Origin of the sequence: Bradyrhizobium sp. CCGUVB23 (assembly GCF_024199885.1) — a bacterium.
GTDB lineage: Bacteria > Pseudomonadota > Alphaproteobacteria > Rhizobiales > Xanthobacteraceae > Bradyrhizobium.
In genome coordinates, this window is sequence record NZ_JANADQ010000001.1 from 2,153,133 (window position 1) to 2,168,272 (window position 15,140).

General features: G+C 57.1%; 13 protein-coding genes and 2 pseudogenes. 6 read left to right on the forward strand and 9 right to left on the reverse strand.

The window, feature by feature from the left end; genetic code table 11:
- Nucleotides 1-115: 115 nt before the first annotated feature.
- Complete coding sequence (metC, locus tag NLN62_RS10020; RefSeq protein ID WP_254108611.1) at nucleotides 116-1,357, reverse strand: cystathionine beta-lyase; 1,242 nt, start codon at nucleotides 1,355-1,357, stop codon at nucleotides 116-118.
- 952 nt (nucleotides 1,358-2,309) lie between these two features.
- On the opposite strand from metC, the gene NLN62_RS10025 reads away from it, so the two are divergent.
- Both NLN62_RS10025 and NLN62_RS10030 read left to right on the forward strand, forming a co-directional pair.
- A complete protein-coding gene (locus NLN62_RS10025) occupies nucleotides 2,310-3,401 on the forward strand; it encodes a histidinol-phosphate transaminase (RefSeq protein WP_254108612.1) in 1,092 nt (363 codons plus the stop codon).
- 43 nt (nucleotides 3,402-3,444) lie between these two features.
- Nucleotides 3,445-4,479, forward strand: coding sequence for an LLM class flavin-dependent oxidoreductase (locus tag NLN62_RS10030; RefSeq protein ID WP_254108614.1), 1,035 nt, complete (start codon nucleotides 3,445-3,447; stop codon nucleotides 4,477-4,479).
- Nucleotides 4,480-5,050: 571 nt separating this feature from the next.
- Here the strand turns inward: NLN62_RS10030 and NLN62_RS10035 are convergent.
- Nucleotides 5,051-6,268: a helix-turn-helix domain-containing protein gene (locus NLN62_RS10035; RefSeq protein WP_371932948.1), complete on the reverse strand. Its 1,218-nt coding sequence runs from the start codon at nucleotides 6,266-6,268 to the stop codon at nucleotides 5,051-5,053.
- Nucleotides 6,268-6,960, reverse strand: coding sequence for a hypothetical protein (locus tag NLN62_RS10040; RefSeq protein WP_254108617.1), 693 nt, complete (start codon nucleotides 6,958-6,960; stop codon nucleotides 6,268-6,270). The genes NLN62_RS10035 and NLN62_RS10040 overlap by 1 nt, the downstream gene beginning before the upstream one ends.
- 322 nt (nucleotides 6,961-7,282) lie before the next feature.
- On the opposite strand from NLN62_RS10040, the pseudogene NLN62_RS10045 reads away from it, so the two are divergent.
- From NLN62_RS10045 to NLN62_RS10055, 3 genes and pseudogenes are all read left to right on the forward strand, one after another.
- A pseudogene (locus NLN62_RS10045) lies at nucleotides 7,283-7,463 on the forward strand (type II toxin-antitoxin system HicA family toxin).
- Nucleotides 7,464-7,509: 46 nt separating this feature from the next.
- A complete protein-coding gene (locus NLN62_RS10050) occupies nucleotides 7,510-7,902 on the forward strand; it encodes a type II toxin-antitoxin system HicB family antitoxin (protein WP_254108618.1) in 393 nt (130 codons plus the stop codon).
- Between the two features lie 337 nt (nucleotides 7,903-8,239).
- Complete coding sequence (locus NLN62_RS10055; protein ID WP_254108619.1) at nucleotides 8,240-8,389, forward strand: hypothetical protein; 150 nt, start codon at nucleotides 8,240-8,242, stop codon at nucleotides 8,387-8,389.
- Between the two features lie 71 nt (nucleotides 8,390-8,460).
- Here the strand turns inward: NLN62_RS10055 and NLN62_RS10060 are convergent, their stop codons facing one another.
- Genes NLN62_RS10060 through NLN62_RS10070 form a run of 3 tightly spaced genes read right to left on the reverse strand, consistent with a single transcriptional unit; the run spans nucleotide 8,461 to nucleotide 9,173 of the window.
- Nucleotides 8,461-8,814, reverse strand: a complete 354-nt coding sequence (locus tag NLN62_RS10060; protein ID WP_254108621.1) for a DNA-binding transcriptional regulator — start codon at nucleotides 8,812-8,814, stop codon at nucleotides 8,461-8,463.
- Complete coding sequence (locus tag NLN62_RS10065; protein ID WP_254108622.1) at nucleotides 8,744-8,995, reverse strand: type II toxin-antitoxin system RelE/ParE family toxin; 252 nt, start codon at nucleotides 8,993-8,995, stop codon at nucleotides 8,744-8,746. Before NLN62_RS10065 ends, NLN62_RS10060 begins: the two co-directional genes overlap by 71 nt.
- Entirely contained in the window at nucleotides 8,973-9,173 is a 201-nt protein-coding gene (locus NLN62_RS10070) for a type II toxin-antitoxin system RelE/ParE family toxin (RefSeq protein ID WP_371933111.1), read from the reverse strand. The genes NLN62_RS10065 and NLN62_RS10070 overlap by 23 nt, the downstream gene beginning before the upstream one ends.
- Nucleotides 9,174-9,448: 275 nt before the next feature.
- Between NLN62_RS10070 and NLN62_RS10075 the strand changes: the two are divergent.
- Nucleotides 9,449-9,811 (forward strand): annotated as a pseudogene (locus tag NLN62_RS10075) (PAS domain S-box protein); the annotation flags it as partial.
- Nucleotides 9,812-10,322: 511 nt separating this feature from the next.
- Here the strand turns inward: NLN62_RS10075 and NLN62_RS10080 are convergent.
- From NLN62_RS10080 to trpD, 3 genes are all read right to left on the reverse strand, one after another.
- On the reverse strand, nucleotides 10,323-10,823 hold the full coding sequence (locus NLN62_RS10080; protein WP_254108624.1) for a flavin reductase family protein: 501 nt from the start codon (nucleotides 10,821-10,823) through the stop codon (nucleotides 10,323-10,325).
- Nucleotides 10,824-11,636: 813 nt separating this feature from the next.
- The gene (gene trpC / locus NLN62_RS10085; protein WP_254108625.1) at nucleotides 11,637-12,464 is read right to left on the reverse strand and encodes an indole-3-glycerol phosphate synthase TrpC; all 828 of its coding nucleotides are present in this window, start codon (nucleotides 12,462-12,464) and stop codon (nucleotides 11,637-11,639) included.
- Nucleotides 12,465-12,469: 5 nt separating this feature from the next.
- Nucleotides 12,470-13,486, reverse strand: coding sequence for an anthranilate phosphoribosyltransferase (trpD, locus tag NLN62_RS10090; protein ID WP_254108627.1), 1,017 nt, complete (start codon nucleotides 13,484-13,486; stop codon nucleotides 12,470-12,472).
- Between the last annotated feature and the right edge of the window lie 1,654 nt (nucleotides 13,487-15,140).

Genomic DNA, 15,140 nt, shown 5'->3' on the forward strand with positions numbered 1-15,140 from the left:
CGCTTTCATGTCCCACGCATTCGACCAGACGTTCGTGCCTTACTGATACTGATGCGTGTCAGCGCCGCAACCTCGGGGCGCCTTTGCAACACGGCTTAAGGTTAAAGCACCACCGCTAACTGACTACTTGGCATTGACTGACGAGTTCGCTCATTTCCGGGCGCACAATGCCATCAGTTGCAGCGTTGAAGGCGGCGTTCAGCGCGTTGCGCATGTCCGCTATCAACTCGTTGGGACTCTCCAGGCCCGCGTGTACGCGAATCAGCGGTCCTGCGAACGCGTGCGAGGCTTCCGTTCGCTTTGGTGGCTCGACAAGCAGAGCGAGACTTTCGTACCCGCCCCAGGACAGACCAATCCCAAAGAGGCGCAGGCTACCGAAGAGAACCGAAAGTTGTTCCCGTGACATGGGCTTCAGAACAATCCCAAAGAGTCCACTGGCGCCCAGAAAATCCCTTTTCCAAATGATATGGCCGGGATCGTCGGGAAGGGCCGGGTGCAACACCCGGTCGACAGCTGGATGCGTCTGCAGGCTTTGCGCCAGAATAAGGCCATTTTCCCAATGGCGCTTCATGCGCAAAGCCAGACTACGCAGTCCCCGGAGAGCCAGATAAATGTCATCTGGTCCGCCAATTTCGCCGAAATGATGCGCAGTAGACTCCAGTGCAGGCCAAGCCGCTTCATTCGCAGTTGCAACGCCAAGAAATGCATCGGAATGGCCAACGATATACTTCGTCGCGGCCTGGATCGATATATCGACCCCATGCTCGAATGGTCTAAAATACAGAGGTGTCGCCCACGTATTGTCCATGATCACAAGCGCGCCCGACTGATGTGCAATGGCCACGAGTGCTGGCACGTCTTGAACCTCGAAGGTCATGGACGATGGCGATTCCAGATAGATGACCCGTGTATTTGCGCTGATCTTTGCCGCCAATTCTGACGGGCGGGTTGGACAAAAATACTGTGCCTTGATCTGCAGTCTCGCAAGGACACTGTCCGCGAAGGCTCTCACAGGCGCGTAAACGCCGTCGCTGATCAGAATAGCGTCGCCGGCCTTCAGACACGCAAGCAGCGAATGAGTGCAAGCAGATTGCCCTGATGGGAAGAGAATCGAACGGAAGCCACCCTCTAACTTGCAAACGGCCGCTTCAAGCGCGCGAGACAGGGGCGAGCCAAAGCGACCGTAGCTCGGAGTGTCTTTGTTCCGGATATCCCAATCCTCCAAGGTCTCCGAAACAATGGTAGAACCGCGGTAGATCGGCACATTCACCATCCCGGCATGTTCGGCCGGCGCACGACCCAGGTGACAAAGTAGGGTTGCTGTGTCGCCTGGCTCCTTGTCGTTCAGATCCTCCATGGCAATTTCTCTTCCATCGCATTTCCTTCCCGCTCGTGCCATATGCGCACGCTCTGGAGCGACCTGCCCGCTTCGACTGCATAGCTTGTGCAACAACAATGCCACTCTCGAGCATTGCTACTGCAGCTTCCTCGCTCCCTTTGGCGATGAATGAAAGGTCAATGCGGCTTTGAGCTCGTTGTCGCTCACGCAATTTTGTGGAGCGGCTGCCTCGCTGCACTTTTGTTCGACCAGTTTCTTTATGGCTTGGCGATTTCGTCGATCGTTAGCGCGCTCGAGTCTCATTGTAGCGAGTAGGACACATTGTCCAATGACTATCGGCCCCCTTGAAACGAACGTAGGGTCAAGTTGTACACTACCAGAACAGGTAGGGCATCGGGGCCGTCGATGACGACGGAACGAGGGTTGTGAATGTCTCAAACGCAAATGTTTGCGCCGCGTCGGTCTGTCACGCTCCTCGATCACGTCCAAGAAACCGCCCAGGAGCATCTATATCTCCCTGCTGGAGAACAACTACGATGTCCCTCAACTCCAAGCATAGCCAGCGGCCGCACGGCGGGCATTCTTGAGGTCCGCCGTTACCGAACAGCAGACATTGTTCTGTCTGAATTCACCGCCGACAGTCTTCATCGAGATGTCGACGAAGTTCTCCAGGCCGACAATGCGCCTTCGCTGGAGTTGAACAGCACTCGATGCAGGTATCATGGGGGAGCACACATCCGACCGGCTCGCCCCGCGCAATACAAGGAACGAGTAGCGCAAGTTGCGGTTTCTCTCCTGTATTCATGCAACTGTTAGGATAGATATCTAAAAACGGGTGAAGCCCGGCGCCGTCCGACTGTGAAGAGACAGGTCGGCCTGCTGTTGCGGAAGCTCATGCGAAGACCAGAGTGTTCAGCCAGATCGGACCATCGCCATGCTCAGAACCCATGCTTTTCGACGGAGCGACCACATGTCAGACGCAAGGCTGCTAAGCGCCCTCTCGTCCCTCTCGCACGTGGCAAAACAGTTAGATATTGCGCCGCCTGCTCCGCCCGCGCTTGATGCTAATTGCGTCAAACTCAACATGAACGAGAACCCATTCTCGTTGCCGCCAATCGTCAGACAAAGCGCGATTGCCGCCCTTGAGCAGCATTATCTGTATCCGGAAGACGAGAACGGCGGCTTACGCGAGGCGGCCGCCTGTGCCTATGGACTGTCCGCCGATCAGGTGATTGCTGGGAACGGATCGTCTGAAATTCTCGGTCTCATCTACAAAGCGTTCCTCGCTCCGGGCGACACCGTCGCGATGATATCGCCCGGATTTTCGTTCAACCGCAAGCTCGCCATGTTGCACGAAGCTCAATTTCTGGAGATCGGGTGGGGTAAAACCCATTCCTTACCCACGCACCAACTGCTTTTCGGTCCCGCCAGAGATGCCAAGTTCATCGTGCTGGCCAATCCGAACAATCCGACGGGAACGTTTGTTCCGATCGCCGATATCGAAAGGCTCGTAGCACAATCGGATCGACTGATCGTGCTCGACGAAGCGTATGTCGACTTTGCGCCCGATAACGGACTACGGCTCGTCAACCGCTATTCAAATCTTCTGGTACTGAGAACTTTTTCGAAAAGTTATGCCACCGCGGGCCTTCGCATCGGCTTCGGCTTCGGTCACCCCGAGCTCATCGGCAGGTTGCGTACCATGCAGAACCTCTTCAACATGAATGTGATTGGTCATGCGGTCGGCGCGAGCATCATTGCGCATCGAGCCGCCTTCGAGGAGAACCACCAACGTATCATGCTTGCAAGAGAGCGAACGACAATTAAGCTGTCCAAACTTGGGTTTGCGGTATTGCCTTCGCACGCCAATTTTTTGATGGCTCGAGTGCCCGGCGAACACGATGGCACTTGGTGGCAATCAGCATTGCGGGGCTACAACGTGCTTGTTGCATTCTTTCCTGAAAACGGCCTCGAAAATTTCATACGCATTACAATCGGCACAGACACGCAAATGGATACGTTTCTTTCAGCGGTCGGTGACATTTCCAGATCTTCGCTCTAAGCCGAGCCGATAGCTTTCCTGCTGCAATTCTCGAGGTGGTCAAGTGAGAAATCCCCCTTCTTCAACACTGACGTTCGGCATCTTCGATCACCTGGACGCGAACGGCCGTGACGTCGCCAAACAATATGACGATCGGCTCCTGCTCGCCGAGGCATGCGATCGCCTGGGGTTCTATGCCTATCATCTAGCAGAGCACCATTGTACTCCACATGGCAGAAGTCCTTCGCCGAATCTGTTCTTGTCCAGCGTCGCTCAACGCACAACCAATCTTCGTATCGGCCCGATGGTTATGCTGCTTAGCCTTCATCATCCGCTGCGAGTCTTTGAAGAGGCCTGTATGCTGGATCACTTGAGCGGCGGCAGGCTTGAACTTGGCATCGGACGCGGCTCCCTCCCGGTTGAGTTGGGATATTTCGGGGTCAGTGCAGACGCGGCACCGGGACGTTATACGGAGGCCAGCGAAATCCTTGTTAAAGCTATGCGAGGTGGCACGCTCTCCTACGAGGGCATCCACTACCGATTGGACGAGGTTCCATTGACGCTGACGCCTCGTCAGTGGCCGCATCCCCCGACATGGATCGCTGTAAATCAACCCGATTCGGCAAGCTGGGCCGCGGAAATCGGTGCAAACATCGCGAGTCTTGGGCCCTCATCGTCCGTCCGAAGGGTCACGGACGCATACCGCTCGCATCGAGAGCAACGCTCAGACGCGAATGGTCAGTCGCCGTTTCTTGGCTTGCTACGCATGGTCGTGGCTGGAAGTTCTGAAGCAGATGCTTATTCACTCGCTGCACCTGCTTATGGTCGCTGGCTCGACAGCTTCAAGTTCCTTTATGAACGCAACAACATCCCCACTCCACAAAACCTGCCCTTGACGTTCGATGCAGCAATCGAGAGTGAGTTGTGCGTTGCCGGGACGGCCGCTTCAATACGGAAAACACTTCTTAATCATCTGGAAGAGGCAGGTGCCAACTATCTTCTTTGTCAGCTCGCATTTGGGGACCTCTCGCTAGAGGCTTCATTGAACACCGCAACCATCATTCGGTCTGAAGTCGCGGCGGGAGTTGGCCGAACATAAGGCTTGCCGTCCGGCGCTGGGGATCGATAGTTGCGGCCAACGTCTTTTGAGCCTCACAAATGCTGAGCAATGGTGGTCACCTCGTTCATTGCGCAGCTGCGCTTTTGACCTTGGCCTACCCTCCTAACACTCCTGTCACTCGCCTTTTGGCAGGCTTATTTCTTGCGCTGCTCACGTGTCCATTCTACCGCCTCTGCCCACAACGCTTGAGCAACAACGACAAACGCACTCCGACAAAATCGTGTGCTGCGCCTCCTTGAACTGCACGGTCCCATCCTCCAACCAGCTCTCGACATCCATCAGGCTGAACTTGCCCTGGCGGACACCTTCATGGAATGACATATTGGCGTTCTGAACCTTCGTCCGAGGAGCTTGAGTCGGCCAAGTGGACCGTCGGAAATGCTAGGTACCGCCTCTCCGGCGGCTTCCGTCTAGTGAAGCACACCGCGCGACGCGAAGTATGTTTGCCGCGTCGCGGATTGCTCACGCGACTTGACTTCTGCGCGGCTTCCCGAGTCTGCTGCCCTCTCGATCCTCGCGGCTCGGCCGATGGGGCGTATCGGATGCGAGATTAGGAACGCTTTGTGGCGTGCGGAAACTCTATTACCTCGCCGCTTTCGACGTCGACTGCTTTCAGCGTCTGCCGTTTCGCCGTCGCAAGGCTATGAACCTCGGCCGCAGGTCGAAAGAAGCCTGGCTCTAAGCCCGCGATCTGCTCAATCTCCTTCTCAGGCAAATTCAACGCGGCTTTGATTGCTACCTTGCTTGTCCCGAGCTCAATGACAACCCGCATTCCACGGCGGATCATTCTCGGCCGTTCGATCGGCATCTCGGACGGGCTGTCGAATGGCTCTTGCAATGGGCCACGCCAGCCTCGCCGCGTCAAATTTCGATAGAGAACGCTCTTTTCCTGCTCGTCGATCATGCCCAGGTCGAACGCTCGATAGATCATAGCGGCGATTGACATCCCCCATCGCTTCTTGAGCGCGCAGAAATAGTCCAGTGTCGGACGCGTCACCTCAAAACGAAATGCTTCTGCTGGAAACAGAAAGGCGCCGGCAAAACGATGAGCCTGCTGCTCAATCTGCTTGTTCAACAACGGATCCCGCAGCTGTTGCGGTGTCACGCCCCGATGAAGCACGATGTGACCGAGTTCGTGAGCAACGTCGTATCGAGCTCGAGCCGCGCTGATGTGCAGTGTATTGATGCCTACGAATGGACGTCCCAGTGACGCCGAATTGAAGCAAAAACCATCCTGTTTCTCCGAAGTGATTTCGAGGTTCACGACCGGAATTCCGGCGTTCTCCAGCGCCAAACATGCGTCCGGAATCGGCAAATCGCGAAACTTCCAATGCTGCCTCACCGCTCCGGCGGCCGCTTCGATCGATGCGGGCGTCAGAGCTCGAAAGTCCGGCAGCTTCAGATCAGGCAGATTAAGCAACGGGAAATTCACGTCCCGCTCAAGATAGGAAAATAGCTCGCACATCCAAATCATACGCTGCTCGGTCATTTCGCGCGCGTATTTGGTCTCCGCCGATCGCGAACGCCAATGAACTACTTGCGGCAGCTCAGGCCACTCCGGCTGGAGAAAGAATTCGAGAGGGAAATTCAAGTGCTTTGCGATCGAGACTGCCCTGTCCTGTTGAGGCTTGTCGATGTCATCCTCATAACGCGAGATCGCGGTACCGGTAATGCCGAGCATATCGCCAAGAGCGTTCATGTAGAGGCCCCGAGCGAGTCTTGCCTCGCGAAGGCGCTTCCCCCTAAACGCTTGCATCCCAACAGGCATTAACCGAATTCCGCTCTATCGTTACGCCGCTTCGGCGTGACCACTACCTGATCTTCCTGAGTCGACTGAATGTCTCGGTCATCCGCGTTTGGCAAGCCTCGTCCAAACCTTGCGATCGTCTGTAGGTCCAATCGAGTGACCCAGTGCGAATAGGCCGCGTCCGGTACCGCGAGCATGGCTCTGCCAAGCGATTTGTGATCCCGGTTAAACTTCGGACCTGCAGCTCCATGGAGCAGAACGGCGAGCACGCAGCCGGACCAATCACGGATCCGGCCGGGCTGATCCCCAAGATCAAGTTCGAGCTGTCGAACGAAACCGTGCACGTCCGATAACTCGACCTTGTAATCGGCAACGGCCGGATGATCATCGAGGGTCTGTATCGGCTCCTGGATCAAAATTACGCGGCCGGCTTTCGCAAGCAGCTTATGTTGACCGTTGCAAGCGAGCCGGTGGTATTCGAACGGAATTCCGTGTTGCTGACACGCCCGCGCTATCGCGCGCTTCGCGCAATCAGCTCTACGCCGATTAAACTCCTCCTCTCTCGAATGATCGAACTGCGTGGAGTCATCCGCGAGTTCTTCGTAAAGCTCATCGTATTGCCACCCCAATTCTACGACGATCTTCTCGACGTAATCGGGATCAAGATCGCGCAGCACAATACTCCGCGCCCTTTCGAGAAACGGCTGGTCCAATGCCCTGCCCCTTTCCAAGTTCGACCATTGAAGTATAGCGTCGTTCTTTGCTAAAAAATCAAGTAAGGCGTCGCGATGCATTTTTTGCAGGGTAGCTCAAATGCTTAACAGGACTTGGGCGACCGATGCCATCGCAACCATTGGCTATTAATCGCGCGAATCGCGCGGCGAAACTGCAGCGACGCCGCAGGCGCGCCGCCCAGAGCTTTCAGGGTTTGAAGGTTCCCCTCCCCCGCAGCGCTCTAGCTAGGAACAGAACCTTTCGAATTAGTGTGTATTTATGTGTTGACTCTCGCTAGTGTCGGTGTGTATAAATACACATATGAAATCGGCGAACATTATCAAAGCTCTGAAGGCCGACGGGTGGGAACAAGTTGCCCAGAAAGGCAGCCACATTCAATTCAAACACCCGACTAAGAAGGGCCGGGTCTCACCCCAAGCGGGACATCCCGGTTGGAACGCTAAAGAGCATCGAGAAGCAAGCCGACCTGAAGTTGAAATGACACCGCATAGAGAGGGCCACCGGCCCACCCAAGGAGGGGAACTCACATGCGACACTTTATTGCACTGATCCATAAGGACGCGGACAGCGACTATGGTGTTTCGTTTCCCGATCTTCCCGGCGTGATCACCGCTGGCACGGATCTGGACGATGCACGCGCCATGGCTGCGGAAGCCTTGGCCCTACATCTGGAAGGTATGGCAGCAGACGGCGAAGCCGTACCTGAGCCCTCCTCTCTCGAGGATATCATGGCGAACGCTGAGAACAGAGATGGCGTTGCCGTTCTCATTCCAGCGCCTGCGGAAGAGGTGAAGAGTGTGCGCGTCAACGTCACTCTTCCCGCCGACGTTCTGAGTGAGATCGACAACTATGCCGAACAGCATGGCTTCACTCGATCTGGTTTTCTTGCGCAAGCCGCCAAGAAAGCGATGGCGGCCTAACTAAGGCCATATCCGGTTGAAGCTGCATCCGTCTCCGAGCGTCGCATACGTGCCCGGCTTTCCGGCCAATCGCATCTTTACACGCTGGTGCTGTCTCCACAAACCAAAGCCGCCAGCTGCGCAAAAGATCGAGCCTGATTCAATCCCTACCCAGCACAGTCTCAACGAGCTGTCTAACGGCCTCTGATCGAGTGAGAACGGCATCCTTCTGCTTCGCGAGTGACGGTGCCCGCGTGCGGCGTGCGGCCCCAAACCAAGCCCCCGTAGAGCGCGGCCATCGCCAGGATCGCGACGATGGCCGGAAGGGCGGGTAGACGGGGGCAGCTGGTTGTTGTCGATGGACCACCCAATTTATACCGATGATGAAAAAGTGGAGAGCGGGCGCAAACGACAGATCGCTGGCCTCAAGAAGCAGGCGATGGCTGAACGGGCCGATCAGTTGCCGGCCGGAAAGGGCTGGCTGCCACCCCTGCTCACGCCCGCGTAAGCCACAGCACAATCCAACTGCAAGGGAGAGCCGGGTCTCCGCGGCTGTCCCGCATGGCGGCTTCTGAAAGCTTAGAGGATAGCTTTGATGCCTCTACGGCGGATCACATTGAGCAGCACAAGGGCCGGGCCGGTCGGGTGTTTGTCGCCGCGTTCGAGCTGCGACACGTAGCCAGCCGTGACGTTGAGATACCGTGCGAAAACCGCTTGGCTCAGTTTCGCTTCCTCGCGGATCGCCCTGACGTCGGCGCCCGAAATTTCCGCCGTGACAGCAGCGAGTATATCCGAAGCCCCGAGATGCCGCATGGTGATCTTGTCGCGGGCTGCCTTCGTCAGCAGGCCGCTCTTGCGCATATCATGCGCCGTTTCCAGCAGCTCCTTTGTGAGCCGGCTGGTCTTTGCCTTCTTGCTTGCTTTCTTTGCCATCGTGCACTTCGATTAAAGTTCCGTCGTATAACGCTTGGTCGATTTTCTGTTTGCTCGCGTCCAGAAATGAGGCTGCGATTTCACGCAGGGTGAGCAGCTCGCCGTTGCTGATGTTCTCGCGCTCGTTTTTCGCGAAGGCAAAGAGATAGACAGCGCGATCAGAACCGAATCCGATCAACATACGAAAGCCGCCTCTTTTGCCGTGACCTGGACGAGCGACCCGCTGCTTGATGACCGACCTTGCCGCCCAAGTCGGCATCGATCAGGCCTCGCTTGGCACGGTCAACGGCCTCGACAAGGGCCGCATCGCTGATGCCATGTTGGCGGGTGAACTTCGCAAGGGTCTTGGTCTTGAAAATAGCATAAGCGCCTCTCTAGTTCTATAAACTATAATTTATAGTAACAACATTCAAGGCTATAGCGCGCAAGAATCGTGCGTTTTTTTTCGGTTTATGACCGCGTCGCTTATTCCGCCTTCGCGTCCGAACGGCAACGCGATCGGCGCCGCCTATCGGCGAGACCGTCGCAGGACACGCCGGACCGCCAAGGCCGTTCCGACCATCAGGCCTCGATCCCTTCTCTGTGGGACATCAAGCTTCTCTTTTGCCGGCTCGCCGAATGAAGGGTCCTCGACACGCTCGGGTACCGGCTGGACGAGATCCAGGGCAAGCATCACTCCATGTTCGTGCCGGCCGAGCAGCGCGACAGCCGCGACTACAAAGCGTTCTGGGTTGTCTTAAATCGCGGCGAGTTCCAGGCGGCCAAGCCCAAGCGCACCGCGAAAGGCGGCCGCGAGGTCTGGATTCTCGCCTCCGACAATCCGCTCCTCGACGACAAGGGCAAGCCATTCGGCGTGGTGAAATTCGCAACCGACGTCACCGCGGACAAATTGAAGAACGCCGATTTCGCCGGCCAGCTTCCCGCGATCGACAAGGCGCAGGCGATCATCGAGTTCAATATGGACGGCACGATCATCACCGCGAACGAGAATTTTTTGGACCGGGATAATTGCAGCGGCCTGAGCTGAAATGGATATTGATCAATGACCCGGCCAATCCTGTAGGCCGCCGCTTCCTTCAGGTCGGCACGACGCAGATTCGCAATTCTGCGGCGCAGGTCGAGCAGCGAAATATTGCTGAGAGGCGGCTCCGGTGATCTCGCCATTGACTCGCGCCCAATAAACCCGTGTATGTCCTCGCATTTCAACTGGCACGCGTTGCGGCACTTCGCGGTCTCATGCTGATCGAGGCCGACCTCAAGCCCAAGACCATGCAGACCTTCGCCGGACTTAGCAGCCTGCAAGCGACGATGGATCGCTGTGGTCACCCCGTCAAAATCGGACGATCACAAGGGTGCCATGGACGCGATCGAAAAAAACCTCCTAGATTTCATAGGCTTAGGTTGGGACATTTCAAATATCAAAAATTCGCGATTATCGCGAATTCCTGACGTGTCACTACCGAATTTAGGTGCTGCCAGCGTTGATATGCCGGTTGAAAAAACTGCATTCAATCGTGCGGTAGCGTTCGAAGTTCGCCGCGACAGTTGATAAGCGGATTGCCCTCGCCTGGGCGCACCGCAACGGTTCGGCCGATAAATATTCCGTGCGTGCCAATGACTTGATAGTGGTGCAAAACGCATTCGAGAGCGCAAATTGCGCCTTGCAATAGAGGCACGTCGAGAATTCCCTGATCCCAAGGAGCGGTATCGAACCGTTGGAGACCTTTGGAGCCATCTCGGCCGGCGAACCGCAGAGCGATGTCCTGATGATCAATAGCAAGAAGGCTCACGCCAAAACTGCCGTTCGCAAGTATCGCATCGTGAGTGCCGGAACTATTATTGATGCCGACCAGCAAACAGGGGGGCTCTATGCAAACCGAGGTGATAGAACTGACCGTTAAACCCCGCCGTTCAAGTGCCGTTCCTGTCGCCACGATCGCAACGCCGCTGGCCAGATTTCGCATGGCTTGGCGAAACTCGATCGCCTCAATTGATTGAATATCGCTCATCTGGCAAGGCAACCGATGATCAGCGCCCCGCCTGCGGGACCACGTTCAAGTTCGAGCGTTCGCGCTATGCGGACATTGCCGCGCTCTCGGCTCTCGGTTCCCCAGGCCGGCGCCGAGCAATTTGTGCTTTATCGCTCGGATAAGCTTCCTTGGTCGCAGATCGGTTGGGCGAGATTTCTGGCCTCGACTGAAGTCGCCGAGCTTCACCGATACCGTGACATGCGACGGCCTGGGAACGTTGGTCGTGGCTGGCCTGCGGTCGACCATCTCGGTGATTTCGCCGACGCGTATCTTCCTCCACGTCGTTTTCATCTTCAGGCGGTCCGAGCTGGCCTTCTGATCGATCGATATGCGCCCTCTCAGCTCCGTTGAGCACGTCGAGCAGGCTTCTGCGTCGGAGAGAAGATGGGTAACAAGCGCCTCGGTCGAGCTTGTGACTAGCCGGTTCTTGGTGATGAACACGCCTGGAGGTTTTGTCGGCAAGCCTACTGCGGGGCTGATAGTGGTTGACACCAGCCCAGCCGTCTTCAAGGCCTAGGCCCCGACGCGCCGCTGGAATAGTCGCAAAACTGCGCAAACGGGACTTTTGGCGCTCCGCTGCAATTTGCATATGATCCGTGACATGCGGATGCGCGATCAACACTCGCCGATTCCACCATGGTCCTAAGGCCGATTTCGCAATTGTCGATACACGACCTTTCGCTGTGGCGGGTTGCACACAGACGCGTGTTCCCGATCTACCGATCATGCGAAAACTGCCGCTTTCAGCGTGGATATGAGTGTGGCGCATCAGCTGATTGGAGACTTTGCGGGTCATTGGTTCGCCCAGGTCGCTGCCGCCTGGTTTGGTGAAAGCAGAGCGCGAGTTGCTGCTGTCAAGTCAGACTGACGCATTAGAGTTTCGCCCACAAGGAAGGTCGAGATGCCGGCTCGCGAGAGCCGCGTCAGATCAGTGAACGCGCAGATGCCGCTTTCACTGACGATCAGACGATCCTTCGGGACGAGCGGTGCCAGGGTTTCACTTGTCTTAAGGTTTGTCACGAACGTGCGCAGGTTGCGGTTATTGATGCCAATCATCTGCGAGCGAAGCTTGAGGGCGCGATCGAGCTCTGCGCGGTCATGGACCTCGATCAAGACGTCCATGCCGTACGTTAAGGCCGCAGCCTCGAGGTCGTAGGCAGCCCCGTCGTCCAGCGCGGCCATAATCAGCAGAATGCAGTCGGCGCCATGGGCGCGAGCCTCGATCACCTGATAAGTGTCGAAAATGAAGTCCTTGCGCAAGACCGGCAGGTTTGTGGCCGCACGGGCCGTCTCCATATAATCAAGGTCACCCATGAAAGATGGTTTGTCCGTCAAGACCGAGAGGCAGGCGGCGCCTCCTGCTTCATACGATCTGGCAAGCGACGGCGGATGAAAGTCAGAGCGAATGAGCCCCCTCGATGGCGAGGCTCTTTTGAGCTCGGCGATGAGGGCATAGCTACCTGACGCGCGCTTCTTGTTAATTGCGCTGAGGAAGCCGCGCGGAGAAGGCGCACGCCGTGCGCGCGCGTCGAGCTCAGCACGCGGAAGCTCGCGTCTGGCAGCTGCGATCTCTTCGCGCTTGTATATCTCGACCTTCGTCAGAATGTTGGATTCGATCATGTCGTCTATTTGGCGTTGGAAATTGCAACCAGATGCTTCAGGCGGGCGGCGGCGGCGCCACTGTCAAGTGATGCCTGCGCGATGGCCACGCCCTCCTTCAACGTTGTGGCACGACCGGCTACTATAATGGCCCCTGCTGCGTTCAGGAGAGCAACATCCCGATATGGGCCTCGCATGCCCTCCAGCACGCTCTGCAGTGCAATCGCGTTCGCATGGGGATCTCCGCCCTTCAGTTCCTCCTTTCCGCAAAGACGGAGCCCGGCTTCTTCCGGCGTCATCTCGAAGCAGCGAATCTCGCCCTTCTCCAGCGCCGCGACAGAGGTGGGGCCGGTGAGCGTGATCTCGTCAAGTCCATCGCAGCCGTGCACCACCCACACCGATTCCGCACCGAGGCTCTTTGAGACCTCCGCTAGAGGCTTCACCCATCGGCGCGAAAACACCCCGATCATCTGCCGCTTGACGCCCGCAGGATTGCAGAGCGGTCCGAGGAGATTAAAGATTGTGCGGGTCGCGAGCTCGACCCGGGTCGCGTTCACGTTTTTCATTGCCGGATGATGGGTCGGCGCAAACATGAACCCGATCCCCGCATCCCGGACACAGCGGGCGACATCATCTGGCTCCAAATCGATTTTCACTCCAAGCGATGCCAGCACATCGGCGGAGCCTGAGCGTGAGGACAACGCGCGGTTTCCGTGCTTGGCGACAGGAATGCCGGCGCCGGCGACAATGAAAGAGGCGCATGTCGAGACGTTGACCGAGCCGGAACCATCACCTCCTGTGCCCGCAATGTCGATGGAATCGGGCGGTACATTGACCGGTCGCATTCTGCCGCGCATTGCGGAAACCGCGCCGGCAATTTCTTCCACTGTCTCGCCGCGCACCCTCAGCGCCAGCAACAACCCGCCCATCTGCGCGGGCGTCGCCTTGCCCGACAGCATACTGTCGAACGCCACGGCCATTTCCTGGTGGCCCAAGGGGACGCCGCTGGCAACTTTGCCCATGATTACCTTTAGATCCATCACGCACTCTCGAGCCAGACGGAATTGTTGGTAGCGCTTTCGGCCCGCGCACGAGCGGCCCCGTCGATTGACGCGGCGATTTCCCAATGCGGCCTGCCGCCCTGTTGAGAGACACCGCCGGCGGCTGTTTGCTCAGGGCGCATTGGATGCCTTCCTTTTCGCTTTTGGTCAGTTCGGGACTTCGGCTGAGGCAGGACGAGTTAAGTCAAGACGATCAGAGTTTCGGTGCCATTATGGCTTTCTGCCTGTCCGATGCCGCTTGGGCTGCCGCCACGGCCGCCGCAAATATCGTCGGTGCCGTCCAACGCAACGCGCGAAGTCTGCAAGATGCTTCAGATCCGTTTCAACCAAACCCGCCACCTTCACCTTGGCATTCGCGCGCACTGACAAGCGCAGCCTGCTCCATTGGAGGACCTCGATTTGGCTACGATCTTCTGGAAACCTACAACTTGACACTGCGACAGCTTCAAGCCATTTCAGCAAACGGGGAGGCAAAACGCTTGCAAGCGTGGACTCGCGCTAAAAGCGGGAGGCGATCAGTCTGGCTAACATTTGCTACACTGCTCACCCTCGACGTCCCTTCTTCAGGACTCGAGATACGATGTGATTCGTTACGGCGTCGACTGGAATGCCCGGATGTCGCTTGAACTTTCCGCAGTTGTGCCGCCAGTCGCTGTCTGCGCCTGGCGACCACGCCTGCCCGCACACGGCACCTTGCTCAATAACTCTGTCGCGAGAGCGTTGAGCCGCAACACGCGCGACCAAACACAGCGAACCCGCATGCCCAGCCACCGGGGATGGTTCGGCGCAGTTGGCCCAGGAGCGCGCGACGCAACCGGCGAGGGCCGAGGATGCCAATTCTCGAGACGAAATGCGCTTGCGGAACCGCCCTAGTCTTAAATCGTTCCGCGCATAGTTTTGACGCTCAAGTGAGAAGACGCATGAGCGTGTGGGAAAGCGATCGACTTTTCAAATCTAACGACACTTCCTTTCTCACTACGTCCTGCGTCGATCTCGTTCTGTGCCGGGTTTAACGCCACGGCCTTTAGAAGATACCCCCGCCGGTGCACTCGGCGGGGGCCCCGCAGGTGGATGACGCGAGGCTCGCGAACGAGGTGTCGCATCAAGGACCCGCGCTCATTGAACGCCCTTGTCACCGGCAAGCTGGACTTCATTGTCCGTGCCGGCCCTTAGCGTCCATAATCGCTTATTGTCGGGAGATTTGTGCCGATGACCTGAAACCGCTCCACCTGCTGTGTCCAATAAAGCGCAAGCCTGCACATCTTCCGTAATCCGCTTCGGTTCCCCTGTCTTTTTGGGTTCCGGCTTGATCACACATCAGAACGCTCTGCGCTTAGGCATTTCTATGGGACGTTCCGTAACGCGGGAGATCGGCCGAAGGTAAGCCGCGTGCAAACGATAGCGCTCACGCCGCTTGTGAGAGCGCCATGCGCGCACGGCGTACCCAACTCCGAAGCCAACAAACAAAATCGGAAGCAGCACTAGAAATATCATCATCGAGAAGTCTCAGCTTGCAGAGCGGTTGCGCTTTTTCGAATGAGCGGCGAGGACATCATGACCGGCCCTTTATTCCTTGTTCGTATTGAAACCACTCTGCGACCATACAACTTGACGCGACGTCCGATTCAAGCCCTGT